This is a genomic window from Paenibacillus sp. GCM10027629 (assembly GCF_042676425.1).
GTDB lineage: Bacteria > Bacillota > Bacilli > Paenibacillales > Paenibacillaceae > Paenibacillus_K > Paenibacillus_K terrigena.
The window spans coordinates 550,487-574,348 of record NZ_JBHTGZ010000005.1 but is presented as its reverse complement, the minus strand read 5'-3'; the positions used below and the strand labels follow the sequence as shown (position 1 = coordinate 574,348).

The following is a 23,862-nucleotide window of genomic DNA, read 5'->3' as shown; positions in this document are numbered from 1 at the left end:
GAATAAGGTGTCGATACAATTAATAAGCCTTTGGAGCACGTACTCCAAAGGCTTTTTTTTATAGCCATATGTATCCCAAAAGGAGGAAACATGAGTGAAAAAAACATGGATCATGTTAACTTCTGTAGTCGTTTTTTGCCTCACAATAGCAATTCTAGTAGCTTTTTTAGTAAATCGTTATGACGATTATAAAGCACATATGTATTTAATCCCCGATGGTTATGTCGGATGGGTCGAAGTAGAATATGATCAACCAGGATATCCCGAGTTAAAGCAGGAGAAAAGTGCGCTCGTCTATGAAATTCCGCCATCAGGGAAATTAATAACATCTAGTCCGAATGCCTCAGGTCCCGTCACCTACTATTATGTCCTTGCGGACGGTACCAGGAAGAGTATCCCTTTGGGTGAAAACGCCATGGTTCATCACTTTGGCACATCGTCATCAAGTACACTTCACGGCGATGGAACGACGGTCCATACCCCTCAGACGGTCAAGTTCTTTGTCGGAACCACCGAACAATTGGATGAGGCGCAGCGCAGCAAGCCATAATCATTATGCAAAGAGCTGACCACGAGGTCAGCTCTTTTTTATCACCGTACAATCGTTCCTTATCCCCTACATCATCGCCTGTGGATCTTCCTTGCGCAAGAGCTCCTTCTTCTCCCAGCTGGCGAAGCAATCCTCCCAGATCACTTGGCATCGATCTTCTTCAATGCCCATTACAATCCCAACCGTCCCGTCCGTCACGAATACGACGCGATCCCCGACCCGGAACATGGCGCTCACCCTAACCGGAAGATGATCCCGTGACCACCTTTGGGGTATTCCCATTTGATATTCTCATGCGGGCATCCAATCCGGCAGCTGCCGCACTCATGACAGCCTTCATAGCCGACATGCATCCGAATGTCTTCCCACTTATACACTTCCGCAGGACAGAAGATCGTACAGATTTTATCCGGACATTTGGTCGCGCACGTATCATAGTCCAGCACATGCAGATGCGAATTGGTGTCGGCCTTGAATCGGATCAAATATTGCTTCTCTTCAATCGATTGCCCTTTCGTTCCATCACTCATTTCATCACCCTCCAAGCTTGAAACAAGTCACGAGCAATTTTGATTTTATCCCGGGCCGTACCGATGCCTTGCCAGATCTTCCGCTGCTTCTCCCGCTTCGAGGTTCCATCGACGGTAAACATCTGGCTCGCCGCTCGATTGATCATCGGGATATATTGCTCGAAGTAGTGCGGGTATTTCTCGAAATGATGCGTTGCATCCTTATATTTCTTCAGGTCTTCCCCAACGAACGAATCCATTAATCGCTGACGATAGACATCCAGGGACTTCTCGGAGAAGTCACCTGTCGACTGCGCCTCGATAATCGTCTCGGCCGCAATGACACCGGAGGTCATCGCCATGTTGGAGCCTTCCCGATGGATGGCATTCACCATCTGCGCCGCATCGCCAACGACGAGCACGCCATCGCCGACGATCCTAGGCATGGACCGATATCCACCCTCTGGAATGAGATGTGCCAAATACTCCTGCTGCTCCGTTCCTTGAATGTAAGGACGAATCATCGGATGCGTCTTCACATATTCCAGCAGTTCATAAGGCTTCAGCTTATGCTTGATAAGCCCAGATAGCATCGTACCGACGCCGATATTGAGACTATCCTTATTCGTATACAGCCAAGCCGTGCCGAGGATCCCTTTGGTTGAGTCTCCGAAAATCTCAATCGTACAGCCCTGATCCCCTTCCAAATTGAAGCGATCCTCAATGATTTTCTTATCGAGCTTCAGTACCTCCATCACGGCAAGCGCCACCTCATCCGGCTTGAATTCCTTGTGGAACCCAAGAGACTTCGCGAGGAGCGAATTTACCCCGTCCGCAAGGACTACGACATCGGCATAAATATCGCCTTCCGGCCGATCCGTTCGAACCCCGACGACCTTGCCGTCCTTCACGATACATTCGAGCGCAACCGTCTCATTAATGAGCAGTGCGCCCTGCTCTACCGCTTTATCAGCGAACCATTGGTCGAACTTCGCACGGAGCACCGTAAAGTTGTTGTAGGGCTCCTTCCCCCACTCCATCCCCTTGTAGCTGAAGGTCGTAGCAGATTCCTTATCCAGCATCATGAACCGCTGCTCCACAATCGGCCGTTCGACAGGCGCTTCCTTATAAAAACCTGGGATGACATCCTCCATCATCTTACGATAGAGAACACCGCCCATCACATTCTTCGATCCGGGATATTCCCCCCTCTCCAAGAGTAAAACGCTTACACCTTGCTTCGCTAAAGTATATGCGCATGCGGTCCCCGCTGGACCGGCGCCAACGACAATGACATCAAATTTCTCAGCCATGTTCCACCTCTTCTCGCAGCGCTTGATCGAAGGCCTTCGTTAACATCGGCACAATCTCGAATGCATCCCCCACAATGCCATAATGACAAGCCTGAAAAATAGCCGCATTCGAATCCTTATTGATCGCGATAATTAAGCCCGAGTTCTGCATGCCGACCAAATGTTGAATCGCTCCTGAGATGCCGATCGCAAAATAAATTTTCGGTGTCACCGTGGCCCCTGTCTGTCCGACCTGTCGACTATGTTCAATCCATCCCGCTTCCACCGCATCCCGGCTTCCGCCAACCGAAGCACCGATTCGCTTCGCGAACTCGCCGATCATCTCGAAGCCAGCTCGGCCTCCAAGCCCTTTGCCGCCCGCCACGATAATATCCGCTTCATCGAGTCGAACCTTCTTTACCGTATGCCTGACAATATCCAGCACCTTCGTGCGGATATCCTCTTCACGAAGCTCTACAGGCTCTTCGATGACCTCACCTGTTCGCTCAGGGTCCCGCTCCAGCGCCTTGACTACCTTCGGCCGCACCGTGGCCATCTGCGGGCGGTCCTTCTTACAGAGAATCGTCGCCATAATATTGCCGCCGAACGCGGGTCGACTCGCCTCCAACAGCCCAGTCTCTGCGTCGACATCAAGCATCGTCGTATCCGCCGTAAGGCCTGTCGCGAGGTCTGTCGCTACGGCACTGGCCAAATCCTTGCCCGTCGACGTGGCGCCATAGAGGAAAATTTCCGGTTTATACTTCTCAACACAAGCAATAACTGCCCTCATGTACGATTCTGTGCGGTAATGGTGGAATATCGGATCATCATACACATAGACCGTCTCCGCACCATAAGTGATTGCCTCCGCTGCTAGACCCTTCACGCCATCGCCAATAAGAATCCCTGATAACGGAACACCACGTTTGTCCGCAAGCCGTCTGCCCGCGCCGAGCAATTCAAGTGAGACTGGGACAATCGCTCCATCTTTATGCTCTAGAAACACCCAAATGCCGCGATATTCTTCAATATTCATTGCACGCCGCCTCCTTCCTCTGTGGCGCCTAACTTATGGAATAGTTCCTTCTTATTCATCAAAATGCTGAATAACCGATTCACCTGCTCCTCGCTGCTCCCTTGCAGCATCTCGCCGCCCTTTGGCTTCTCCGGCGGCCATACTTTGGCGACGATCGTCGGCGAGCCTTTAAGCCCAAGCTTCGTCCGATCCACGATCCCCAAATCTTCAACTGACCAGATCACAGGTTGGTACCGTGCGGCACGCATCATATTCGGTAAGGTCGAATACGGAATTTCGTTGATTTCTTTCTCCACAGACAGCAGACATGGCAGGGTCGTCTGAATCACTTCATACCCGTCCTCCAGCTTCCGATGAACGATCGCTTGGCCTGCTTCACGATCCATCTCCACAACCTTGTTCACACTGGTTAGCGGCGGAATATCTAACCGTCTTGCAATACCGGGACCTACCTGTCCGGTATCTCCATCAATGGTCATTTTGCCGCAAATTATCAGGTCAATCGGCTCCATCGTCCCGATCTTCTCGATCGCCTTGGTGAGTGAGTAGCTGGTTGCAAGCGTATCTGCCCCAGCAAAGGCACGGTCCGTAATGAGATAGCCTTCATCGGCCCCAATCTCAATACATTTACGAATGGCTTTGACCGCTGGCGGCGGACCCATCGTTACGACAGACACCTTCCCGCCATACCTCGCTTTTAAGCGGACAGCCTCCTCCACCGCATGCGCATCGTAGGGATTGAGGATGGCAGGGGCACTGGACCGATCCATGGTGTTGGTCTTCGGGTTCATTTTAATAATTTTCGTGTCAGGTACTTGTTTGATACAAGCAACAATGTGCAGCATTTGCAGCCACTCCTTTTCACGATACATCGTCACAACTCTTCTTATCACTTTATTGTTCAACAGGCGGTTCTATACCGTTCCGGAAACAAAAAAATCGCCCGCAAAGCCTCTATGTAAGAGCTTTACGAGCGATTCTTCTACCTAACAATGATTATGATTTGATTAACGATAAAAATTCGTTGCGCAGTGTCGAGCTGCGACGGAAGCTGCCGCGGACACCGGACGTTACCGTCTTGCTGCCCGGCTTCTTCACGCCTCGCGCGCACATGCACAAATGCTCCCCTTCCACAACAACCATTACGCCGTGCGGCTTCAGCACTTCTTCCATAATATCAGCAATTTCGGATGTAATCCGTTCTTGCACCTGCAATCGACGCGTCACCGCTTCAACGAGGCGTGCGAGCTTGCTAAGACCCGCAATTTTCCCACTAGGGATATAACCAATATGGATCTTCCCGAAGAAAGGCGCCATATGATGTTCACACTGACTGTAGTAGACAATATCTTTGACAATGACAAGCTCTTCATGCTGCTCATCGAACGTCACACCGAGCACTTCACGCGGATCGACTGCATATCCAGCAAAAATCTCCTCATACATCCGAGCGACCCGAGCTGGCGTCTCTAGCAGACCTTCCCGCTCTACATCCTCACCGATCAATTTCAGGATTTGCTGTACATGATATTCAATCTTCTCGTGATTCTGCTGTACGTGTTCATTCACATAATCCTTTACTCCTGACAAGATGCACCCTACTTTCAATTACTTAAATTTACGACCGCCTTTTTGACCCTTCATCATTTGCTGCGCTTGTTGCATTTGCTTATTGTTCAAGTTATAGCCCATTTGCTTCGCCATCTTAGCAAGCATTTGCGGGTCGCTCTGCATCTTCGTCAATTGTCTGCGTAGATAGAACACGCCGATAATAAACCCAAGAATTAACCCCACGATTAATGTCACAATTGGAATAACATAACTCATTCGATTAAGTCACCTCATCTATTTAGTAACATCCCAAAGCTTACGCAGTCTAAGTGAGCCTTGATCAGATGTATATTTGCAAATATCATAGCATGTCCACTATTCACTGACAAACGGTAAATCCGTATTTTCCTGCTCGAGTGCGAGCAAGATCTGCTTCTTATCCAACCCGCCGCCATATCCGACCAGCTTGCCGTTCATCCCTATCACACGATGACAAGGTACAATCACCGATACCGGGTTCTTATTGTTCGCGCCGCCAACGGCACGTACCGCCTTCGGCTGACCGATCCATTCGGAAATTTGCTTGTAGGACCAAGTCTCTCCATAAGGCACTTCGGTTAATGCTGACCACACCTGCAGCTGGAACGGCGTTCCCTTCATGTCTAGCGGGAGATCGAACGCCTTACGCTCGCCAGCAAAAAATTGTTGCAGCTGCATCACGATATCTTTCATCGCAGCATGATTGCGGATTAGCTTAGGGTCCGAATACCACCGACTTGCCCATTCCTGAATCGATGCCTCTTGATCTGCGAATGCACCGAATTCGATGCGGCATAGCCCTTGCATCGAACGTACTACCGTTAACGGCCCGATCGGCGAGTCCATCTCGGTATACAATAATGGGGTCGTATGCTGCCCTAGCTTCGCTCTGGCTTGCCCAATCGCTGCAATCACTTCACTGTCCGCTTCGCGGTGCAGCATATCCTCTAACGCTTCCATCGATGCTTGTCCTCCGATCTTGCCGAGTGCCCAGGCCGCTGTGATGCGAAGCTCCGGTCTCGGATCTTCCTTCATGAGTGCATGCAAATGCGGTACGGCCGTGATATCCTTGAAATTCCCCAGCGCAATAATCGCATTCCGCTGAATTGGCTTCTTCCCGCGCCAGGAGGATGAGTTATCACCGAACTTCGCCTTATACTCCTTGTTGCTCATCGAGAGCAGTGGAATAAGCAGCGGCTTCACAATCTCGGGATCTGGCTGTATCTCGGGATGCTGCGTCCAGTTCTTGCCCCGATTCTCCGGGCAGACGATCTGACAAGTATCACAGCCATAGAGACGATTCCCGATCTTGGTCATAAATTCGTCGCTGAGCACACCCTTCGTCTGGGTCAGGTATGAAATACAGCGCTGTGCGTTGAGTTGCCCTGGACCTACAAGCGCATTCGTCGGGCACGCATCGATACATTTGGTACATTCCCCGCATCCTTCCGTGACTGGCGTGTCCGGCTCGAACGGAATATTCGTAATCATCTCGCCAAGATAGATCCACGATCCCAATTTGGGTGAAATAATCGAACAGTTCTTCGCACTCCACCCAATGCCGGCACGTTCCGCAACAGCCCGGTCTGAGAGTGCCCCTGTGTCGACCATGCTCTCCATGCGGGCTTCCGGCACACGCTCTGCAATAAATGCCTCTAGACGTTGGAGTCGATCGCGTAGGACATGATGGTAATCCCGTCCCCAAGACGAACGCGCCAATATCCCTCGATAGGCGCCAGGCTCCGACTTAGGCGGGTCCACCAGCTTCGAAGGATAGGCCACGGCGATCGCAATGATCGACTTCGGACGATCGAACAGTAGGGCCGGCGTCGTCCGCTTGTCCAAGTCTTTCTCTTCAAAGCCCGATTCATGCCCTTTGGCTCGATGTGCAATAAGTCGATCTTTAAGCGTCGTGAACGGATCCGCCGATGCAAAGCCGATGCTGTCGATGCCGAGGGAGGTTGCTGCTTCTAGGATGTCTGACTTGAGCTGTGCCCAGTGCTGCGCTTCTGATGGCGCATCGGTTTTACGTGAATCCGTCACTTTCTTTCACCTCGTTGATTGTTTAAGTTATGGTTAAAGAATCTCATTTCAATAAAGGTATTAAAATTTCACTTTCAGAACCGAGAAGGTTGAATGAAACTAGAGATTGAGGAAACGGAGCGTAGGGAGAGCCTACGTGAGTACCGGAAATCTCGGTTGAATTCAAGATTCGATGCCGAATAATCCCACAGTCCTGCTCCGTTATCAAAGTGAGATTTTAATACTTCCTCTAAAGCCAGGTGAATTTATTGAAGGGCCATATGATCAGATCCGCCCTCCCAATAATAAGGTCCCGCTTCACCGGACCGAACCGCCGACTATCCTTGCTCTTCTCATGATGCCGGTTATCCCCCAGCACGAAATACTCATCCTTTTCCAAAAACGTATGCAGAGGCTTATCATCTTCAATCCAAATATCCGTGTAACCCTCTGATTGAACAACGCCGTTCACCAACAGCTTACGGTCACGAATTTCGACCTCATCTCCCGGAATCGCAACAACCCGCTTCACAAGGAACTGTCTGCCCACATCTGGTGAAGGATCTTGCAGAATAACGACTTCACCGCGCTTCGGCTCTGCGAAGGCGTATACAATTTTATCGACAAATAACCGATCTTGATCATGCAGCGTGGGCTGCATCGACTCCCCTTTCACCTTTGACAAATTAAATACATACGTCTGCAGCAGTACCACGAGCACAGCCGCAATAATTAAGGCATTGAGCCAATCCCTGACCACCAGCTTCCATCTGCGCGGAGGCTCTGTCAGCGTCTTCGGCGGCTCATTTCCCGTCGGTAACGAGTTATCCATAGGCTCTTACTCCTTGGCGAAATGTTGTCTCCATGCATTGTAATACGACACCACGAGACCGTCTTGAAAGGGAGCCTTCTTATTCTGGATGCGATCTAACAGCTGCGAGAGGCCCGTGGCCACTTTTTGATCTACGATCTCAGGGTAGTGATAACTTGCCTTATGCCGCTCATATTCATCACGGTCTACAATATCTATATGCCCGCTTGCGTAAAGTACAACATCCAAATCGTAATCGATATACGTCACGACGTCTTTGGCCAGATAAGGCGGTGAGGCAATATTGCAATAATAGCGCACACCCGTCTCTTCAATTAAGGCCACAATATTGTACCACGCACCCGGGATAAAAAAAGAAACCGCGGGAACCTTGCTCATCCACTGCTTACCGTCGGCTTCCTTAATAGGCGTCTGACAATTGATTAATACGACCATACCTTCGCGCTGATGCTCAGGATCGAGGAACTCCTGGGGTACAAGCCAATTCTCTAGCCACTGCCGATGTAAATGTCCATTGTGCTTGAAACTTTTGATTAATGTAGGAGTGTACGTTAGATTCTTCATAATAATAGAAAAGCATATCTTTCCACCATTTGCAATGGCGTGGAAAGATATGCCCTATAAAGGATGATTCCCGTAATTAACCCGTTACAATACGGAGTTTCTGAAATGCTTGAAGAACATTCGTTGCGTCAAATCCCATCGATGCGAACAGCGGTAATATCGGTTCGTTATGCTCGTCCCCCGCGATGCAAATTTTGGATACGTTGCGGCCTTGGAAACGCTGCTGCATCGAGGTAATCAGCGATTTGCCGACACCTTGTCCACGGTAAGAAGGATGAACAGCCAGTCTGTAATAGCATCCCTGGTTATTATCGATCGTTCCAATAATGGCGCCCTTGATTACATCGTCTTCTTGGTGGATCAGTACAAGATCGCTATCCCAAGATAACTGCCTTGCAAAAGCCTCCATCGTCTGCTCGTAACATAAATCCGACAGCGACTCTTCAAATAGCTGAGTCACACGCATATAATCCGACAACTGAAAGGAACGAACCTGCATACTTCAATCTCCTTTATTATTAAACTGTACTGCCCCGTGCTTCCTGAAAAAACATATTGTTATAATACAACAAAATTCGCGGAAAATCTTCTATTTTCTTAACAAAATCTACAATAAACTTGATAATACTCCGTATATCTCGTGAAAGCGCTTAAACTTAAGCGCTTTCAAAATATACCAAAAACCGACCTTGGATCTAGAGCCCCAAGGGTTTCCTCTTCATCCAAGTACACTACCGCTCACGGATCGTATTTTTTTCAGTGGAAGAAGTTCACAACGCCGTCTCGACTTTACATACATAAATGTTGATTTATTATGTTAAATAGGTTTTAATAAAGAAGTGAAACTACATATTTACGGGAGGGTATTTAACGATGGCACATCAATTACCAGCACTACCTTATGCAAACAATGCACTTGAGCCACACATCGACGAAACAACAATGATGATTCACCACGATCGTCACCATAACACGTATGTAACGAACTTGAACGCAGCACTGGAGTCTGCTCCTGAGCTTCAAAGCAAGAGCGTTGAAGATCTAATTGCTGATTTGAGCAGCGTTCCTGAAGCAATCCGCACAGCAGTTCGCAACAATGGCGGCGGACATGCGAACCACTCCTTGTTCTGGGAGACAATCGCACCAAACGCTGGCGGCGCTCCAACTGGCGCACTTGCTGATGCAATCAACAATGAGCTTGGCGGTTTCGATAAGTTCAAAGAAGATTTCGCAAAAGCAGCAACAACTCGCTTCGGTAGCGGCTGGGCATTCCTTGCACTATCCAAAGAAGGCAACTTGAAAGTATACAGCTTGCCTAACCAAGACAGCCCGATCATGGATGGCGAAACACCATTACTTGGTCTTGATGTATGGGAGCATGCTTACTACTTGAAATATCAAAACAAACGTCCGGATTACATCGCAGCATTCTGGAACGTTGTGAACTGGGAAGAAGTTGGCAAACGTTACACAGCAGCGAAGTGATAGCAATTCGCACATAAAAAGCTCGACCTCTGCGCTAGCGCAAAGGTCGAGCTTTTTATCATGTGATAAGAATTTCCTTGAAGTACGCACGCAGAATACGAATGAACACATTCGGGAATGCGAGCTCATCCATATCCTTCTCTTCAATATATCGATAAGATTCAGGCAGAGAAGCGTTATCGGGCAGCTTCGATGCACAACGGTAGACTCTCAAATGCCAATGAATATGGCTGAAGATATGATCCGCTTCCATCACGAAGTCATCTGGCACCATGGCGATACCTTCCTCATGCATCGCGCCTCGCAGCATATCCATCTGCACGGGGTCGTCGGCACCGGCAAGCGCGGCTTGCTGTGGGGCAAGAATATGCGGCAGCTCCCACATCCGGGCAAGCAATCCTTCCGCAGGACGCTGACGCACGATCACTTTGCCTGCATTCGCCCCCGTCCCTTCGATAATCGCGACAGATCGATACTCAGGACGCGGCGGCTTCGCCTTTGTCTTCACGGGCAACGATTCCTCCATGCCTGCGATCCGGCCCGCGCAATGCGCCATGACAGGGCAAGTCAGACACTGCGGTGATTTCGGTGTACAGACGAGTGCACCTAACTCCATCAACGCTTGATTGAAATTCGACGCTTCCCCTTCTGGGATGAGCTCGACGACCAACCCTTCCATAAAGGCACGCGTGCTCCCTTTCATAATGTCTTCTTCGATGAGGAAATATCGCGATAACACCCGCATGACATTGCCATCGACTGCAGGCTCTGGCTGATTATAAGCAATACTGAGCACCGCTCCAGCTGTATAAGGGCCTACGCCTTTCAGGCCTGAGATTTCTTTCTTCGTGGCAGGGACCTCTCCCCCATACTGCTCCTTCACTTCACGCGCTGCGGATTGGAGATTGCGAGCACGGGAGTAATAACCAAGTCCTTCCCAGCTCTTGAGTACGTCTTCTTCCGGCGCATCCGCTAACGCTTCAATCGACGGAAACCGATCAATAAATCGGTGAAAGTAAGGAATGACGGTATCGACACGCGTCTGTTGCAGCATAATTTCGGAGACCCAAATATAATAGGGATTGCGATGGCGTCGCCAAGGCAAGTCTCTTTTGTACAAGTTATACCATGCGAGCAGCTCGCGGCTAAAATAATGTTTGGCTTCAATAGATGATTGCATAATTTCTATAAAAACTCCTTCTATACGAGGTAAATGAATTTAGATTGAACAAGTGGTGTCATTTTCCTCAGTAGGCTTGTAGGGTACTCCCTACTAACCTATACTGATTGTAAGATCTATACATGGAGGGAAACCCTGTGACATTACATAGCAAATTACGTACGATCGGTGCATCCGCCATACTCTGTACGGCTCTCCTCGTCCTCTCCGCATGCGGCGCAAGCGGTGGAACAGCGAAGAACGAAGTGGCCCTTGAAGGACCTGAAGAGACCGTTACCCTATTCAAGCAAAAATGTATGAGCTGCCATGCAGCGGACTTGACGGGACGTATGGGTGCAGATACCAACTTAACAAAGGTTGGCGCGAAAATGACCAAAGATGAGATTGTCACTCAGATTGCCGAGGGCAGCAACAAAATGCCTGCATTTAAGAAAATGCTTGAAGAGCAGGAAATTGAACAGCTGGCTGACTGGTTATCGACCAAAAAATAACTGTGTGTTATTTCGGGTTCGGGCAGGCTCTCAAGCGTAAGCTTGACTGTCCTCCCGGCGTTCGACAATCGCCATGGCCGATGCAAGCGATCGCTGATGTGTAATACTAATATGAATCGTGTAGCAGGGCTCGTCCATCCATAGTCTGCTCCACGCTTCCTGCGAGAGTGTACAGCCAGGCTTGCCGAGCGCATCCGGTAAAATCTCAATATCCGTAAAACCAACCTTTTCTCCAATCCCGCAACCCAGCGCTTTGACGACAGCTTCCTTCGCAGCGAATCGACCCGCCACGAATTCAATGATCCTGCCTCCACGCTCCAATGCCAGCTCACGCTCCGCATCCGTTAGCACCTTATGCAAGAACCGTTCCCACGAGGACCGCTCACGCATATCCGCAATCCGTTCGATTTCTAGAATATCGTGACCCATTCCAACGATCATGCTGATCCCCCTTGATTTCCGACGTAATGAACTATTACATGCGTCTCATTATAGCAGAATGCGAATTCGATGCCTATTTGCAACCAGAAACGCCCCCTTTCCATTCTCATTTCCATCCGTATCCGATGCACAAGCGATCTTGCAAAGAACCGTACAGAGGATTAAGCTTGAACATGGACTCGTCATTTGTCTTGTATCATCGGTTAGGAGGGTATAACAACATGGATTCACAATATAAGAAAGAACTGCTCGCGAAGGATCGTCAATATGTATGGCATCCGTTCACGCAAATGAAAGATTATGCCGAGCAGGATCATCTATTGATCACACGTGCACAAGGTATCGAACTCTTCGATGCCGAGGGCAAAGCTTACTACGACACGGTGTCCTCATGGTGGTGCAACGTCCACGGACACGGCAATCCGCGTATCAAAGCAGCTATCCAGCGTCAGCTCGATCAATTCGACCACATCATGTTCAGCGGTCTGACGCATCAGCCGGGCATCGAGCTTGCAGAGAAACTGGTACATATCACACCTGAAGGACTAAGTAAGGTCTTCTATTCTGACAACGGCTCGACGGCTGTCGAAGTCGCCATCAAGATGTCCTTCCAGTATTGGCAGCAAATCGGTCGTACGTCGAAGACAGGCTTCGTCTTCATGGAGAACAGCTATCACGGCGATACGATCGGTGCCGTCAGCGTCGGCGGCGTCGATCTGTACCACGCGATGTTCAAGCCGCTGCTCTTCAGCGCGCATCGCGTGCCTTCACCGGACGTGCGCGTGCTCGGCAGCGCACGAACCCCTGAGCGCGAAGCCGCCCTCGTGGCGGACGCGCTGGAAGCCGTGCGCGCGCTGTTCCAGGAGCGCGCGGACACAATCGCGGGAATCATCGTGGAACCGATGATTCAAGCAGCTGGCGGCATGGTGATCTACCCCGCCGCCTATCTTGCAGGACTGCGCGAACTCTGCGCGCAGTACGATGTCCACCTCATAGCTGATGAGGTGGCCACAGGGTTTGGGCGAACCGGCACGATGTTCGCCTGCGAGCACGCGGGCATTAGCCCCGACATCCTTTGCGTCAGCAAAGGATTGACGGCGGGCATGATGCCACTCGCGGCGACTCTGTGCCGCGAAGAGATCTATGCGGCGTTCTATGACGATTACGCCACGCAGAAGACGTTCTTCCACGGCCACAGCTTCACGGGAAATCCCGTCGCTTGTGCCGTCGCCTTGGAGAGCCTTCGCTTGTTCGAAGAAGAAGGCGTCCTCGAACAATCCCATCGGGCAGCCACTGAACTATCTTCGCAGCTCCGTGCGTTCGCGGCATTGCCGCAAGTCGCCGACGTACGCCAGATCGGCATGATTGCCGCGATGGATTTGTATAAGGATGCGGCCAGCCGCACGCCTTTCGGATCCGGGACTCGTATCGGCAATCGCATCTATCAGGCAGGGCTCGAAGAAGGCTTAATCCTCCGCCCACTCGGCGATACGATCTATTACTGGCTTCCGCTCAGTACGACGCCAGAGCAAGTTGTAGAGATTACCGAACGCACCTTGCGCGTATTCCAACGTGTGTTGGGTTCATAATTCGAATATAAATTGTCATATTGAGAGAGAGTGAGGAACCAACCCATGATTCGTCCGCTTCAATTGGGCATCATGATTAGCTTGACGATTGCCGGACTATTGCTCGCCTATTTCATGCACATTCCGTTAGCGTTTGGCTTCCTGCTCGGCCTTGGATCGCTGATCTTCTTCACGATCCAGGCCGGTACATCCTGGAGCACACTGGGGCGTAGCATCAAGTCAGGCGTTCTGCACACCAAAGAGGTGGTCTGGATTCTCCTCTTCGTCAGTCTTATCATTCCGGCTTGGACGGAGAGCGGCACCATCCCTTACCTCATCGAGCAAGGCTTGCAGTTGATTGACCCCACATACTTGGTCACACTCTCCTTCGTCTTCTGTGCGGTTGTCTCGATGATTCTAGGCACGTCAACGGGCACGCTTAGTGCTATTGGCATTCCGCTCATCGGGATGGGGGCGGTGCTTCAAATCCCGCTTCCTCTGCTCGCAGGAGCTTTGGTCTCTGGCGTATTCGTCGGCGACCGGACCTCTCCCTTTTCCAGTGCCCATCAATTGCTCGCCAGTTCGACAGGCACGACGGTCCGCAAGCAATATCCGAAGTTGATGCCAACGACGATTGCAGCTGTGCTGTGCTCGCTAGCCTTTTATTGGATCTTTGACCTACGAGGGGATTGGAATGCACAGCATGTCACCATGCCGACGACGAATTTCAGCGCCCATTTTGAGTTGTCCCCCTGGCTCTTGATCCCTGTGATCATCCTGCTCGGAGCGAATGTATTCCGTCTCAAGACGAAGTACGCGTTCCTCCTGTCTATCGCAGCCAGCATCATCGTTGGTACCTGGCTGCAGCAGGTCTCCTTCGTCGACTGGCTCCATTCCTTATGGAGTGGGTACAATCTCGCTGAACTGCCTTCCCTTCATACCAAAGGCATGCTTCAAATGCTGGACTTGGTCCTGCTGATCGCACTAGCTGGAGCGTATAACGGGATATTGGAGAAAACCGGCACGTTACAACCTTACATGGAGAAAATATTAGGCACAGCACCATCCATGGCCTCAGGTACGCTGCGAACCGGTTTGTTCGGCATCATCTTAGGCTTGCTATCCTGTACCCAAACGCTGCCAATCATGATGACCGGACGGAATCTTCTCCCGCTCTGGGAGCGGAAATTCCCACGTGAGCACCTATCCCGAGTCATCGCAGACACGGCGCTCATTGCAGCCGCTTTGATTCCTTGGAATCTGCTCGCTGTGCTGTGCGGCACCATTATCGGCATCCCAATCGCTTCGTATGTGCCCTATGCGATTTTCCTATGGAGCTTGCCGCTCCTTACGGTTATCACTTCATGCATCATCGATCTGGTCAACAAGAAACGGATTACCTCATCACGCCAAAACGAGCTATCCCAATAAAGGATAGCTCGTTCTTTTTTCTTTCTCTATCATACAAAATTACTCAGCGCTCATTCCCGTCTCGCCCTTCCGATTCGGGGCTTGGAACTTGCTGTTGCCAATGCTTAGCGCGACAAGGACACCGATCACAGCAACGCACAGACTCAGAATGAAGCCTTGATTAATCGCAGATCCCATGGAATCGCGCAAGAAGCTTAAGATGGTCGCTGGAATTTTATCTGTCGCATGCATTAACACTTCCGGATTCGCTAGCGTATTAATTTGTCCCGCTGGAATATGATTCTGGGCTGCACCCTGCTCGATAAATCCCTTGAGCTGATGATTGACGATCACCGCCATCACCGATGCGCCCATCACGCCGCCGATGTTGCGCCAGAAGCCAACGATGGATGAGCTGACTCCCATATAACGTGGATCGACGCTGTTGGCCATCGCATTCTGCCCAATACTCATCATCGGGCCAATCGCACCGAACCCAAGTAGAATCATGATCAGAATCATCTCGAAGTTACCGATCTGACGCGATGCTGTAATAAGCAGAATTGACGTCGCTACGCCAAATAACATCGAAATCGTCATCAGCGTACGATATTTGAATTTCATCATGAGCATCCCGCTCACGATCGTCCCACATATCATCGAAGCCATCATCGGGGTTAAGACGCTATTCGTATTCGCATGATTGAGCACCGCGACCGAGAAGATCGGCAAATACGTAATCGCGCCGAACATCATCACGCCTTGGCAGAAGCTGATGATACTCGTGCCGAGCACCACTCGATTCCGGAAAATTTCAAGCGGAAGGACAGGCTCCTCTGCTCTCTTCTCTACCTGAATGAATGCGATTAAACCGATCAGTCCTACACCGAATAGACCAAGAATTTGCCACGAGCTCCATGCATAATCCTTACCGCCCCATTCCATCGCGAGCATTACCGAGAGACAAGTCATGACGAGGAGAAACGTCCCTAAATAATCGACTTTCGGCTTCCGTTCCGAACGCGTCTCCTTCAGCGCGAACAATAAGACGAGGAACGATGCAATCCCGATCGGCAGATTGACATAGAAGCACCATCGCCATCCCCAATGCTCGGTAATGAAGGTGCCAAGCTGCGGTCCTGCGACGGAGGACAGACCGAAAATCCCCGCCATTACGCCGCTTAACTTCGCGCCATCCTTCGGATCTTTGAAGATCGTGAATATAATCGTAAAGCTAATCGGAAAAATCGCCCCTGCGCCAATCCCTTGAAGCGCGCGAAACCAAATCAACTGATCCATGCTCTGTGCAACGCCGCATAATGCGGAACCCAAGATGAACAAGCCGATCCCAATGAGATAGAATAGCTTTCGCCCGAATAAATCCGACATTTTCCCGAGTACCAGCATCGTGCTCGTGGTCGCTAACATATAAGCCGTGAATACCCAAGATAACTGGCTGAAGCCTCCGAAATCGTCAAGAATTTTGGCAATGCTCGCCGATACAATCGTGTTGTCGAGGGAAGACATTAATAGTCCTAACGCCATCGCCAGAATAATGAGTCCTCTTTTTTGTTTGGAAAAATCCATCGGTTCTTCCCACTCCTCTAATTCTTTTTCTACGCTTCTAATGCACGAATTTCTCGAAGCCCTTTCTTCAGGAACTGAATCGCATGGGCGAGTGACTCCATCCCATATTCCGCACATAATCGCTTCGTAGGGCTGCACAACCTTGCAAACTCCTGATACCCGCAGCTAAGCTGCTGATACTGTTGTTCCTTCTTGTCAATTTCGCGTTCAAACCACCCAATCACCACTTCCTTGTCAACAAATTCACCAAAAAACATGCGCATCAATAAATCGGAACGGAAGCTCTCGGGCTCAATCTCGCTATGCATATACTGCATGAACGCAACACGCCCCTGCGCCGTAACCGCATAGACATTCTTGTTCGGCTTCCCCTCCTGTACGACACTCTCCTTCGTGATTAGCCCATCCTTCTCCATCCGACTGAGGGTAGGATAGATGGTTCCATAACTTGCATCATAGAAATAAGAAAATACACTCTGAAATACTTGCTTCATATCGTATCCCGACATTGGGCCCTTGAGCAGCATCCCGAGAATGACATCCTGACTGTTCATTTCTGTCCCTCCGCATACATGATCTGTAATTTATTTCCTTCCTGCTGGAGATAATATATCATTTCGATATATATCAAGTCAATACATATAAAATGACACAACAAAAAAACCACCGACCTGAGGTCGATGGTTCATATGCCAATCTTATTCGTTTAAATCCCCGGAATCGCAGAGCGCTTGTGCTCGGTCTTCAAATACTGCTTCTCCAGCTTTTCGCGCGCCGCTTGCGGAATGTCCTTCCCTTCGAGGTAATCGCTGTTCTCATCATACGTGATCCCAAGCTCGCCCTCGTCTGTCTGGCCTTCCCATAGTCCTGCTGTCGGTGCTTTATCCAGTACACTCTTCGGCACACCAATGTGAGCAGCAAGCTCGCGAACTTGACGTTTGTTGAGCGTGCTCAGCGGCGTAATATCAACCGCGCCATCACCCCACTTCGTATAGAAGCCGGTAATCGCCTCCGAAGCATGATCCGTTCCAACCACGAGCAAGTTCAGGTCAAAAGCAAGCGCATATTGCACGACCATCCGTGTCCGCGCTTTAACATTGCCTTTGCCAGGAATGCTAATATGACGATGGATACTTAACGCTTTGAACGCATGCTCCGTCTCAAGCGCGATCTCATTGACGGCATCTTCAATATTCGTCTCCACCGTATGCTTCAGGTTGAATGCCTTCGCCACTTCATAGCTGTGGTCGATGTCTTCCTGTGTGCCATAAGGCTGGAATACCCCGAGGGTCATATATTCGCGCCCTGTCTCCTGGCTGAGCTCGTCTGTTGCTTGTTTACATAGTCCTGCAACCACGGCACTGTCGATCCCGCCGCTAATCGCAATCAGAAGCCCTGTTACGCCTGACTTCGTTACGTACTCCTTCAGAAAATCTACCCGTTTCCGAACTTCTTCCTCTACTCGAATGGAAGGCTTGACTCCAAGCAGTTCAATGATCTCCTGCTGCAAACTCATATCGACACCGCCTTATTCTAAGTTAAGTGTTCTTATGTACTTCATTAACCATATTAAAATCCCCGCCGTTCACGAGTAACGACGGGGAAGCATCTTATTTGCAGAAACGATCAAATGCTGCCGTCAATTCAGCCGCAATGTCATCTGCACCACGGTTCTCAATGCTATGACGTTCAACGAAATGAACCAATTCGCCATCCTTCAATAGCGCGATCGAAGGGGATGAAGGAGGATAAGGCAATAAGTACTCACGTGCTTTGGCAGTCGCTTCTTTATCTTGCCCTGCGAATACCGTGAATAAGTTATTCGGTGTTACCTCATGCTGCAACGCTTTTGCAACACCTGGTCTACATTGGCCTGCTGCGCAGCCGCATACGGAGTTAATCACGAGAAGTGTTGTACCTTTCGCAGTCGGTAATTTCTCTTCAACCGCCTCCGGTGTTGTTAATTCTTCAATTCCAACGCGAGTAAGATCGTCTCGCATCGGTTGAACCATATCTTTCATATATCGATCAAAAGACATTGACATTTGCTTTCACTCCTTACGAATTCTTAGCAACAAACTTATTATTGCTACCCTTTATTATACATTCATAAAGAATGAAAGCAAGGGAAAACCCTTGCTTCATAAGGCTGAGATACGCCAACTGGCGCTCCCTCTTCATGTGATTAGGTAGCCGGACGATTTGGGCTGTCCACGTCCGTTTTCTTATCCATTCCATCTTGGGAAGGTTTGTACGGACCTGCATTCCGATTTTTAGATTTTTCCTTATCTTTTGCCACAAAATCGGCCTCCTTTCCTTGAGCTCCCTCCTATTATGTTCCGCATCAGGAGGGATTATCCGGCTTCATCCGCCACTTCAAGTTCAGGAGCCACATACCGATCAGGGCTACGCCGACCCAGCTGTACTGGGCTTTTGTTAAGCCAATCCAGGTGGTGATCTTCCCTAGAGATCCGCCCAGATGTGGCTCCACGATGGACAGTGCCATACCGCCGATCCCAAGCCCCACAAGAAATATCGCCAGATGATTTCCTTCTCGCAATGTACTGCGCTGGAGCAGGAGCACGATCAAGAGACCGAGCGGCAGCAGAAGGCGTACCGCAATCAGGAGCGATGGATCCCAGAACCATTGCAAGGCATACGCGGAAATCCCCATCACCGCGAAACCATAGGGCAAGATATTCGCGAGGACGCGAAAAGACAGTAAGCCTCGACTCATCCCTCGATAGGTGAATGCCAGCATACAGAAGACCCCGATGACCCATCCCCCAGTCGATCCGCCGCTCATGAACAGGATAACCCGAGGACTTCGAAGCAGAATCCCTGGGTCATCGAATAAGAAACCAAATTTATAACATAGGACAACGATCATCAGATAGGTTGCGAAAATATCCAGCCATACCCGGACCTTCTCACCATCCAAGTACAGTCTCCAAAGCATGACAGCAACCCCTACGAACGTCGATATCACATACAAGAGTGTCGTTTGCGTTAGAATAAAGGGACCTAGGGACCACGCATAATTCATCTTCGATGCTTCCCTCCAATCTCTTGTTATGCAACATCTGCTTGGAAGGTAACGACGAATGTCGTCCCATGTCCCTTTACAGACTCAACGGCGATCTTGCCTTTATGCCGCTCTACGATACTCAGACACAGTGGCAGACCAAGGCCCGTACCCTTGGATTTCGTCGTATAGAACGGTTCGAACATTTTGTCCAGCGTGTCTTGCGGGATGCCTTCCCCTGTATCTTGAACAATGAGCTGAACCGCATTCTTCACCCGCTTCGTCTCAATCGTTAACGTCCCCTTGCCATTCATCGCTTCCATGCCATTACGCACTAGATTCAATATCAATTGCTTAATTTCCTTCTCATTCAAATACAAATGTGGAACATCTGATGCAAAACGCATCTCAATCCCAAGTCCGCGCAAATTCGCATCCGCCCACAGGAGAGGACTTAAATCGTTTACAATATCGTGCAGATGACTCTCTTCCGTCTCCACAATGCGATTCTGCGCCAAGGAGAGGAAGTCATTTATAATCATATTCGCGCGATCCAATTCTTCTAACACAATGCGATAATAATCATGCAGCGATTGATCGCTCTTCTCGCGCATCAATTGGACGAACCCTCGTACAACGGCCATCGGATTCCGAATCTCATGGGTAATACTCGCCGCCATTTGCCCAACTAGACTAAGTCGCTCCAAATTGCCAATCTCCGTGCGCAGCATTTGAAGCTCCGTCACATCATGCGCCATCCCTACCGCACCTACAACTTCATCTGTCTTCGGATTACGAATACTCGAGATCGTGGAGATGAGTATTTTCTCGTTATATTGGAGCACTTCTGCATTGGTCTTCTCGCCTTGCAAGGAACGTGCCAACTGAATATCCGGATACTCCATGCCATAATGCTTGCGCAAATAATTGAACGGCTTCCCAATCAGGTCTTCGCTTCGTACTTGGCCTTGCACTTGGAATAGTCGCAGCATCATATCATTAATCGCCGTCACATTCCCCATCTTATCGACCGACATAACGCCGAGCGGTGTGGCATCGATGAGCTGCTTCATTTTCTGCGCTTCTTGATGGTATTGGCCCGATACTTGGTGGAGCTGCTCTTGCAATGACATCTTCTCTAGAATACTTTCAATGAAAAATAGCAATAAATAGGCTGTAAGCATACAAATCCCGCTAAACAGCACTTCAAATAGAACTTTAGAAAAATCCAATTGAACCATCATGCTGCGAACACTAACTATGTAGTCGACATAAGAAAGAATCATCCCAACAACAACGATATACGTGACAATGCGGACACGCTTGGATGCATCACCTACTCGAAATTGAGGAATAAAATACATAGCGATAGGAATGAGATAGAGGCCAACATCACTTGGAAGATTCCATAACATCTCATGGTCAAAGAACAGAAAGTGCGCACCGATATAAACCGCAGCCATCGCAATACTCGATCGAAATCCAGTGTACAGAATGCCAATCAATAGGGGGACAACTCGGAAATCATAGTAAAAATCATCGGGCGTACAATACGTGAAAGCCATGGATAATAGATAGGCAACCATGCAGAAAAACGCAAACAATATTCTGAAATTACTAAGCAGACCGGATAATTTGGGTTTCATTGTCCATATTTGAAGCATAAATGCAGGTAACAATGCAATGAGTTCTTGTAAGAAGGTTTCTTTAATTGGCGTAAAAATCACAGAAACGATCACCGGCCTCAGGAATATATAATTACAAGAATTAAATCACAAGTTACAGGTTTTTACAATATATGCGTTTTAGAGTTTAGAATTTTAAACAAGAACGAAACACGTTACAATAGAGTCATGAAAATGAATTAAAGGAGCACATCATCATGAAATATGACGTCATCGTCATCGGCGGGGGACCTTCGGGACTTATGGCCAGCATCGCAGCCGCGGAGCACGGAGCTTCGGTGCTATTGATCGATAAAGGGGACAAGCTCGGACGGAAGCTAGGGATTTCAGGCGGCGGTCGCTGTAATGTGACCAATGCGAAGGAGATCGACGAGCTGATTCAATATATTCCGGGGAACGGCCGATTTTTGCACAGTGCATTCGCACATTTCAGCAATAAAGACATCATTCGATTCTTCGAAAATTTAGGGATTGCCCTTAAAGAAGAAGATCGTGGGCGGATGTTCCCAGTCTCGGATAAAGCCAAGACCGTTGTGGATGCTCTGATTGGCAAGGCGCGAAAGCTCGGGGTAGAGATTCGCACCAACCGTCCCGTCGACAAGGTTCAATATCGCGACAATGTCCCCGTCGGCGTACGGCTCCGGTCAGGGGAGACAGTAAGCAGCCGCACCGTGATCATCGCGACAGGCGGAAAGTCTGTTCCACAGACCGGTTCGACAGGTGACGGTTATCCTTGGGCGATGGAAGCCGGTCATACCATTACAGAATTATTTCCCACGGAAGTCCCGATTACTGTCCAGGAGCCATTCATTCGCAGTAAGGAGCTTCAAGGCTTGTCGCTTCGGAATATTACACTCTCGGTGTGGAATCCGAAGGGCAAGAAAATCATTGAACATGAAGGAGATATGCTGTTCACCCACTTCGGCATATCGGGTCCCGCAGCGCTTCGCGCAAGCCAGTTTGTCGTCAAAGCACAGAAAAAATTCGATACCCGCTTGATACGCGTGACCGTTGATTTATTTCCCAATATGTCCGTTGATGAACTCTATCAAGCATCCTTGGATTTAGCACGAAAAGACCCGAAGAAAGCGATTAAGAATGTCCTTAAACCTCTGCTTCCTGAACGGATGATTCCCTTGCTACTTACACTTGCAGTCCTTCAGGAAGATACAACCTTCGACAACATTCCGAAGCAGCCTTGGCTTACACTCGCGAATCTGATGAAGGAATTCCCGATGCAGGCGAACGGGACGCTCTCCATCGAAGAAGCCTTCGTCACCGGCGGGGGCATACATCTGAAGGAAATCGATCCGAAGACCATGATGTCCAAGCTCGCGGCAGGCCTCTTCTTCTGCGGTGAAGTGATGGATATTCACGGTTATACGGGGGGCTATAACATTACTGCGGCCTTCACAACAGGCTATACGGCTGGGATGAGCGCAGCTGAGCGATGTAAATAAAACAAAGAGGTGGCGGATCATTACGATTCGCCACCTTCTTCTTGTGTGTACACTTTTTGGGGTATTTTCGCTATATTTTTACTTCGCCTGAGAAATGATCCGTTGTCTCATCAACATAAGCCAAATGATCTTCATCTCGCAGATCTAGATTCTCATAATGATCGGCTTCGCGAAATGCCGGACCGTCTGCGTAGCCATCCACCCAATCCTCGTTCACCACATGGGCAGGAACGGGGATGAAATGGTCCAAGCCGTAGGCTTCGTCATGAACAGCCATTTCCGTCATCTCAGCTTGCTCCTGTAACTCGCCGCCATACGCTTGAGCAATCTCTAGCGCCGATGTTAAATCGGTATGTTCCACATGAATATGCAACTGCGTCCCTACAGCATTGTCGAGCATCGGCTCGTAGCCAAGTTCTTGCATCATATCATAAGCTAGCTTCGCGCTGTGAGGGTCACGGAATTGAAACGAAATTGCTGTGTGTTGCATCGAATCCCCCCTTCTCATCAAAATTCAATACCTACCCGTTACTATACCCTTTTCTAGGAAGATTCATGTTCACAAGAATCATTAGATGTGATAAAAGTTATTTAAATTTAACCTATTTATCCCGTAAGATAATCGCATAACCGATCGTATAAAGGGGGTGCAGAGTTTGCAGGAACTTGAGGAAAGACGATTAGATCCATCCGTTCAATTATTCCACGTATTCGCCAAAGCGTTCAAAAGCGTATCTGAGCATTTCAATCTAAGCAGCAAAACACAAGGCTTCAACCCTACCGCATTCGCTGTATTAGAAGTATTGTATCTGAAAGGATCTCAACCCGTCCAACAAATTGGTTCCAAGCTGCTCCTCCAGAGCGGTAACGTAACCTATGTCATTGATAAACTCGAACAGACTGGACTCTTACGGCGCAAGCATTGCTCCAAAGACCGCCGTGTCATCAATACGGAACTCACAGATGAAGGTAAAGCCGTGATGGACAAGATATATTCCGAACATACCCGTGCGATTGCTACAGCAATGAGCGGTCTAACGGAAGAAGAGAAGGCATTAACGATGCGCCTACTCAAAAAATTAGGTACCACAGCGGATCGAACAACTCCGTCTACAATGAAAAGAACCTGACCTCT

27 protein-coding genes are annotated in these 23,862 nt (G+C 49.3%); 7 read left to right on the top strand and 20 right to left on the bottom strand.

Translation table 11 applies throughout. The annotated features are described in order from the left end of the window. The first annotated feature begins 94 nt into the window (after positions 1 to 94). On the top strand, positions 95 to 550 hold the full coding sequence (locus ACFQZR_RS08560) for a DUF6843 domain-containing protein (protein WP_379344809.1): 456 nt from the start codon (positions 95 to 97) through the stop codon (positions 548 to 550). Between the two features lie 66 nt (positions 551 to 616). On the opposite strand, the gene ACFQZR_RS08555 is transcribed toward ACFQZR_RS08560, so the two are convergent. From ACFQZR_RS08555 to ACFQZR_RS08505, 11 genes are all read right to left on the bottom strand, one after another. Beyond that, positions 617 to 778, bottom strand: coding sequence for a hypothetical protein (locus ACFQZR_RS08555; RefSeq protein WP_379344807.1), 162 nt, complete (start codon positions 776 to 778; stop codon positions 617 to 619). Between the two features lie 5 nt (positions 779 to 783). Continuing rightward, positions 784 to 1,080, bottom strand: a complete 297-nt coding sequence (locus tag ACFQZR_RS08550) for a ferredoxin family protein (protein ID WP_314587353.1) — start codon at positions 1,078 to 1,080, stop codon at positions 784 to 786. Further along, entirely contained in the window at positions 1,077 to 2,372 is a 1,296-nt protein-coding gene (locus tag ACFQZR_RS08545; RefSeq protein WP_379344804.1) for an FAD-dependent oxidoreductase, read from the bottom strand. Before ACFQZR_RS08545 ends, ACFQZR_RS08550 begins: the two co-directional genes overlap by 4 nt. After that, positions 2,365 to 3,387 (bottom strand): electron transfer flavoprotein subunit alpha/FixB family protein, encoded by a 1,023-nt coding sequence (locus ACFQZR_RS08540; protein WP_379344802.1) that lies wholly within the window; start codon positions 3,385 to 3,387, stop codon positions 2,365 to 2,367. Before ACFQZR_RS08540 ends, ACFQZR_RS08545 begins: the two co-directional genes overlap by 8 nt. Next, a complete protein-coding gene (locus ACFQZR_RS08535) occupies positions 3,384 to 4,232 on the bottom strand; it encodes an electron transfer flavoprotein subunit beta/FixA family protein (protein ID WP_379344948.1) in 849 nt (282 codons plus the stop codon). The genes ACFQZR_RS08540 and ACFQZR_RS08535 overlap by 4 nt, the downstream gene beginning before the upstream one ends. Before the next feature lie 151 nt (positions 4,233 to 4,383). Further along, the gene (gene folE / locus ACFQZR_RS08530) at positions 4,384 to 4,977 is read right to left on the bottom strand and encodes a GTP cyclohydrolase I FolE (RefSeq protein WP_026263705.1); all 594 of its coding nucleotides are present in this window, start codon (positions 4,975 to 4,977) and stop codon (positions 4,384 to 4,386) included. Between the two features lie 18 nt (positions 4,978 to 4,995). Continuing rightward, on the bottom strand, positions 4,996 to 5,214 hold the full coding sequence (locus ACFQZR_RS08525; RefSeq protein ID WP_379344800.1) for a YneF family protein: 219 nt from the start codon (positions 5,212 to 5,214) through the stop codon (positions 4,996 to 4,998). Between the two features lie 99 nt (positions 5,215 to 5,313). Further along, the gene (queG, locus tag ACFQZR_RS08520; RefSeq protein WP_379344798.1) at positions 5,314 to 7,020 is read right to left on the bottom strand and encodes a tRNA epoxyqueuosine(34) reductase QueG; all 1,707 of its coding nucleotides are present in this window, start codon (positions 7,018 to 7,020) and stop codon (positions 5,314 to 5,316) included. A gap of 229 nt (positions 7,021 to 7,249) precedes the next feature. Then, positions 7,250 to 7,831 carry a signal peptidase I gene (gene lepB / locus ACFQZR_RS08515; RefSeq protein WP_379344796.1) on the bottom strand — a complete coding sequence of 194 codons (582 nt, stop codon included), beginning with the start codon at positions 7,829 to 7,831 and terminating at the stop codon, positions 7,250 to 7,252. A 6-nt stretch (positions 7,832 to 7,837) separates the two neighbouring features. Next, on the bottom strand, positions 7,838 to 8,395 hold the full coding sequence (locus ACFQZR_RS08510; protein ID WP_379344793.1) for a DUF402 domain-containing protein: 558 nt from the start codon (positions 8,393 to 8,395) through the stop codon (positions 7,838 to 7,840). Positions 8,396 to 8,471: 76 nt separating this feature from the next. Next, on the bottom strand, positions 8,472 to 8,894 hold the full coding sequence (locus ACFQZR_RS08505) for a GNAT family N-acetyltransferase (protein WP_018754875.1): 423 nt from the start codon (positions 8,892 to 8,894) through the stop codon (positions 8,472 to 8,474). A 374-nt stretch (positions 8,895 to 9,268) separates the two neighbouring features. Here ACFQZR_RS08505 and ACFQZR_RS08500 point away from each other — a divergent pair, with 374 nt between their 5' ends. Continuing rightward, complete coding sequence (locus ACFQZR_RS08500) at positions 9,269 to 9,880, top strand: superoxide dismutase (protein WP_018754874.1); 612 nt, start codon at positions 9,269 to 9,271, stop codon at positions 9,878 to 9,880. Positions 9,881 to 9,938: 58 nt separating this feature from the next. Here ACFQZR_RS08500 and mutY read toward each other — a convergent pair whose 3' ends face one another. Continuing rightward, positions 9,939 to 11,060: an A/G-specific adenine glycosylase gene (gene mutY / locus ACFQZR_RS08495; protein WP_379344790.1), complete on the bottom strand. Its 1,122-nt coding sequence runs from the start codon at positions 11,058 to 11,060 to the stop codon at positions 9,939 to 9,941. 137 nt (positions 11,061 to 11,197) lie between these two features. Between mutY and ACFQZR_RS08490 the strand changes: the two genes are divergently transcribed. Beyond that, positions 11,198 to 11,551 (top strand): c-type cytochrome, encoded by a 354-nt coding sequence (locus ACFQZR_RS08490; RefSeq protein WP_379344788.1) that lies wholly within the window; start codon positions 11,198 to 11,200, stop codon positions 11,549 to 11,551. Positions 11,552 to 11,581: 30 nt separating this feature from the next. On the opposite strand, the gene acpS is transcribed toward ACFQZR_RS08490, so the two are convergent. After that, positions 11,582 to 11,992, bottom strand: coding sequence for a holo-ACP synthase (gene acpS, locus ACFQZR_RS08485; RefSeq protein WP_018754871.1), 411 nt, complete (start codon positions 11,990 to 11,992; stop codon positions 11,582 to 11,584). Between the two features lie 221 nt (positions 11,993 to 12,213). Between acpS and bioA the strand changes: the two genes are divergently transcribed. Next, on the top strand, positions 12,214 to 13,581 hold the full coding sequence (bioA, locus tag ACFQZR_RS08480; RefSeq protein ID WP_379344785.1) for an adenosylmethionine--8-amino-7-oxononanoate transaminase: 1,368 nt from the start codon (positions 12,214 to 12,216) through the stop codon (positions 13,579 to 13,581). A gap of 45 nt (positions 13,582 to 13,626) precedes the next feature. Beyond that, complete coding sequence (locus ACFQZR_RS08475) at positions 13,627 to 14,991, top strand: Na+/H+ antiporter NhaC family protein (protein ID WP_379344783.1); 1,365 nt, start codon at positions 13,627 to 13,629, stop codon at positions 14,989 to 14,991. 39 nt (positions 14,992 to 15,030) lie between these two features. Here the strand turns inward: ACFQZR_RS08475 and ACFQZR_RS08470 are convergent, their stop codons facing one another. From ACFQZR_RS08470 to ACFQZR_RS08445, 6 genes are all read right to left on the bottom strand, one after another. Continuing rightward, complete coding sequence (locus ACFQZR_RS08470) at positions 15,031 to 16,557, bottom strand: MDR family MFS transporter (RefSeq protein WP_379344781.1); 1,527 nt, start codon at positions 16,555 to 16,557, stop codon at positions 15,031 to 15,033. 29 nt (positions 16,558 to 16,586) lie between these two features. After that, complete coding sequence (locus ACFQZR_RS08465; RefSeq protein ID WP_379344779.1) at positions 16,587 to 17,111, bottom strand: helix-turn-helix transcriptional regulator; 525 nt, start codon at positions 17,109 to 17,111, stop codon at positions 16,587 to 16,589. 152 nt (positions 17,112 to 17,263) lie between these two features. Then, positions 17,264 to 18,073 carry an ammonia-dependent NAD(+) synthetase gene (gene nadE / locus ACFQZR_RS08460; protein ID WP_379344777.1) on the bottom strand — a complete coding sequence of 270 codons (810 nt, stop codon included), beginning with the start codon at positions 18,071 to 18,073 and terminating at the stop codon, positions 17,264 to 17,266. Positions 18,074 to 18,167: 94 nt separating this feature from the next. Next, positions 18,168 to 18,602, bottom strand: a complete 435-nt coding sequence (locus ACFQZR_RS08455) for a BrxA/BrxB family bacilliredoxin (RefSeq protein ID WP_379344774.1) — start codon at positions 18,600 to 18,602, stop codon at positions 18,168 to 18,170. 299 nt (positions 18,603 to 18,901) lie between these two features. Beyond that, positions 18,902 to 19,603 (bottom strand): hypothetical protein, encoded by a 702-nt coding sequence (locus tag ACFQZR_RS08450; RefSeq protein WP_379344772.1) that lies wholly within the window; start codon positions 19,601 to 19,603, stop codon positions 18,902 to 18,904. Positions 19,604 to 19,629: 26 nt separating this feature from the next. Continuing rightward, complete coding sequence (locus ACFQZR_RS08445) at positions 19,630 to 21,246, bottom strand: two-component system sensor histidine kinase NtrB (protein ID WP_379344770.1); 1,617 nt, start codon at positions 21,244 to 21,246, stop codon at positions 19,630 to 19,632. A gap of 218 nt (positions 21,247 to 21,464) precedes the next feature. Between ACFQZR_RS08445 and ACFQZR_RS08440 the strand changes: the two genes are divergently transcribed. Continuing rightward, positions 21,465 to 22,727: a BaiN/RdsA family NAD(P)/FAD-dependent oxidoreductase gene (locus ACFQZR_RS08440; protein WP_379344768.1), complete on the top strand. Its 1,263-nt coding sequence runs from the start codon at positions 21,465 to 21,467 to the stop codon at positions 22,725 to 22,727. Positions 22,728 to 22,797: 70 nt separating this feature from the next. On the opposite strand, the gene ACFQZR_RS08435 is transcribed toward ACFQZR_RS08440, so the two are convergent. Beyond that, positions 22,798 to 23,217 carry a DNA/RNA helicase gene (locus ACFQZR_RS08435; RefSeq protein WP_379344766.1) on the bottom strand — a complete coding sequence of 140 codons (420 nt, stop codon included), beginning with the start codon at positions 23,215 to 23,217 and terminating at the stop codon, positions 22,798 to 22,800. Positions 23,218 to 23,383: 166 nt separating this feature from the next. Here ACFQZR_RS08435 and ACFQZR_RS08430 point away from each other — a divergent pair, with 166 nt between their 5' ends. Continuing rightward, positions 23,384 to 23,857: a MarR family winged helix-turn-helix transcriptional regulator gene (locus tag ACFQZR_RS08430; protein ID WP_018754859.1), complete on the top strand. Its 474-nt coding sequence runs from the start codon at positions 23,384 to 23,386 to the stop codon at positions 23,855 to 23,857. Positions 23,858 to 23,862: the final 5 nt, after the last annotated feature.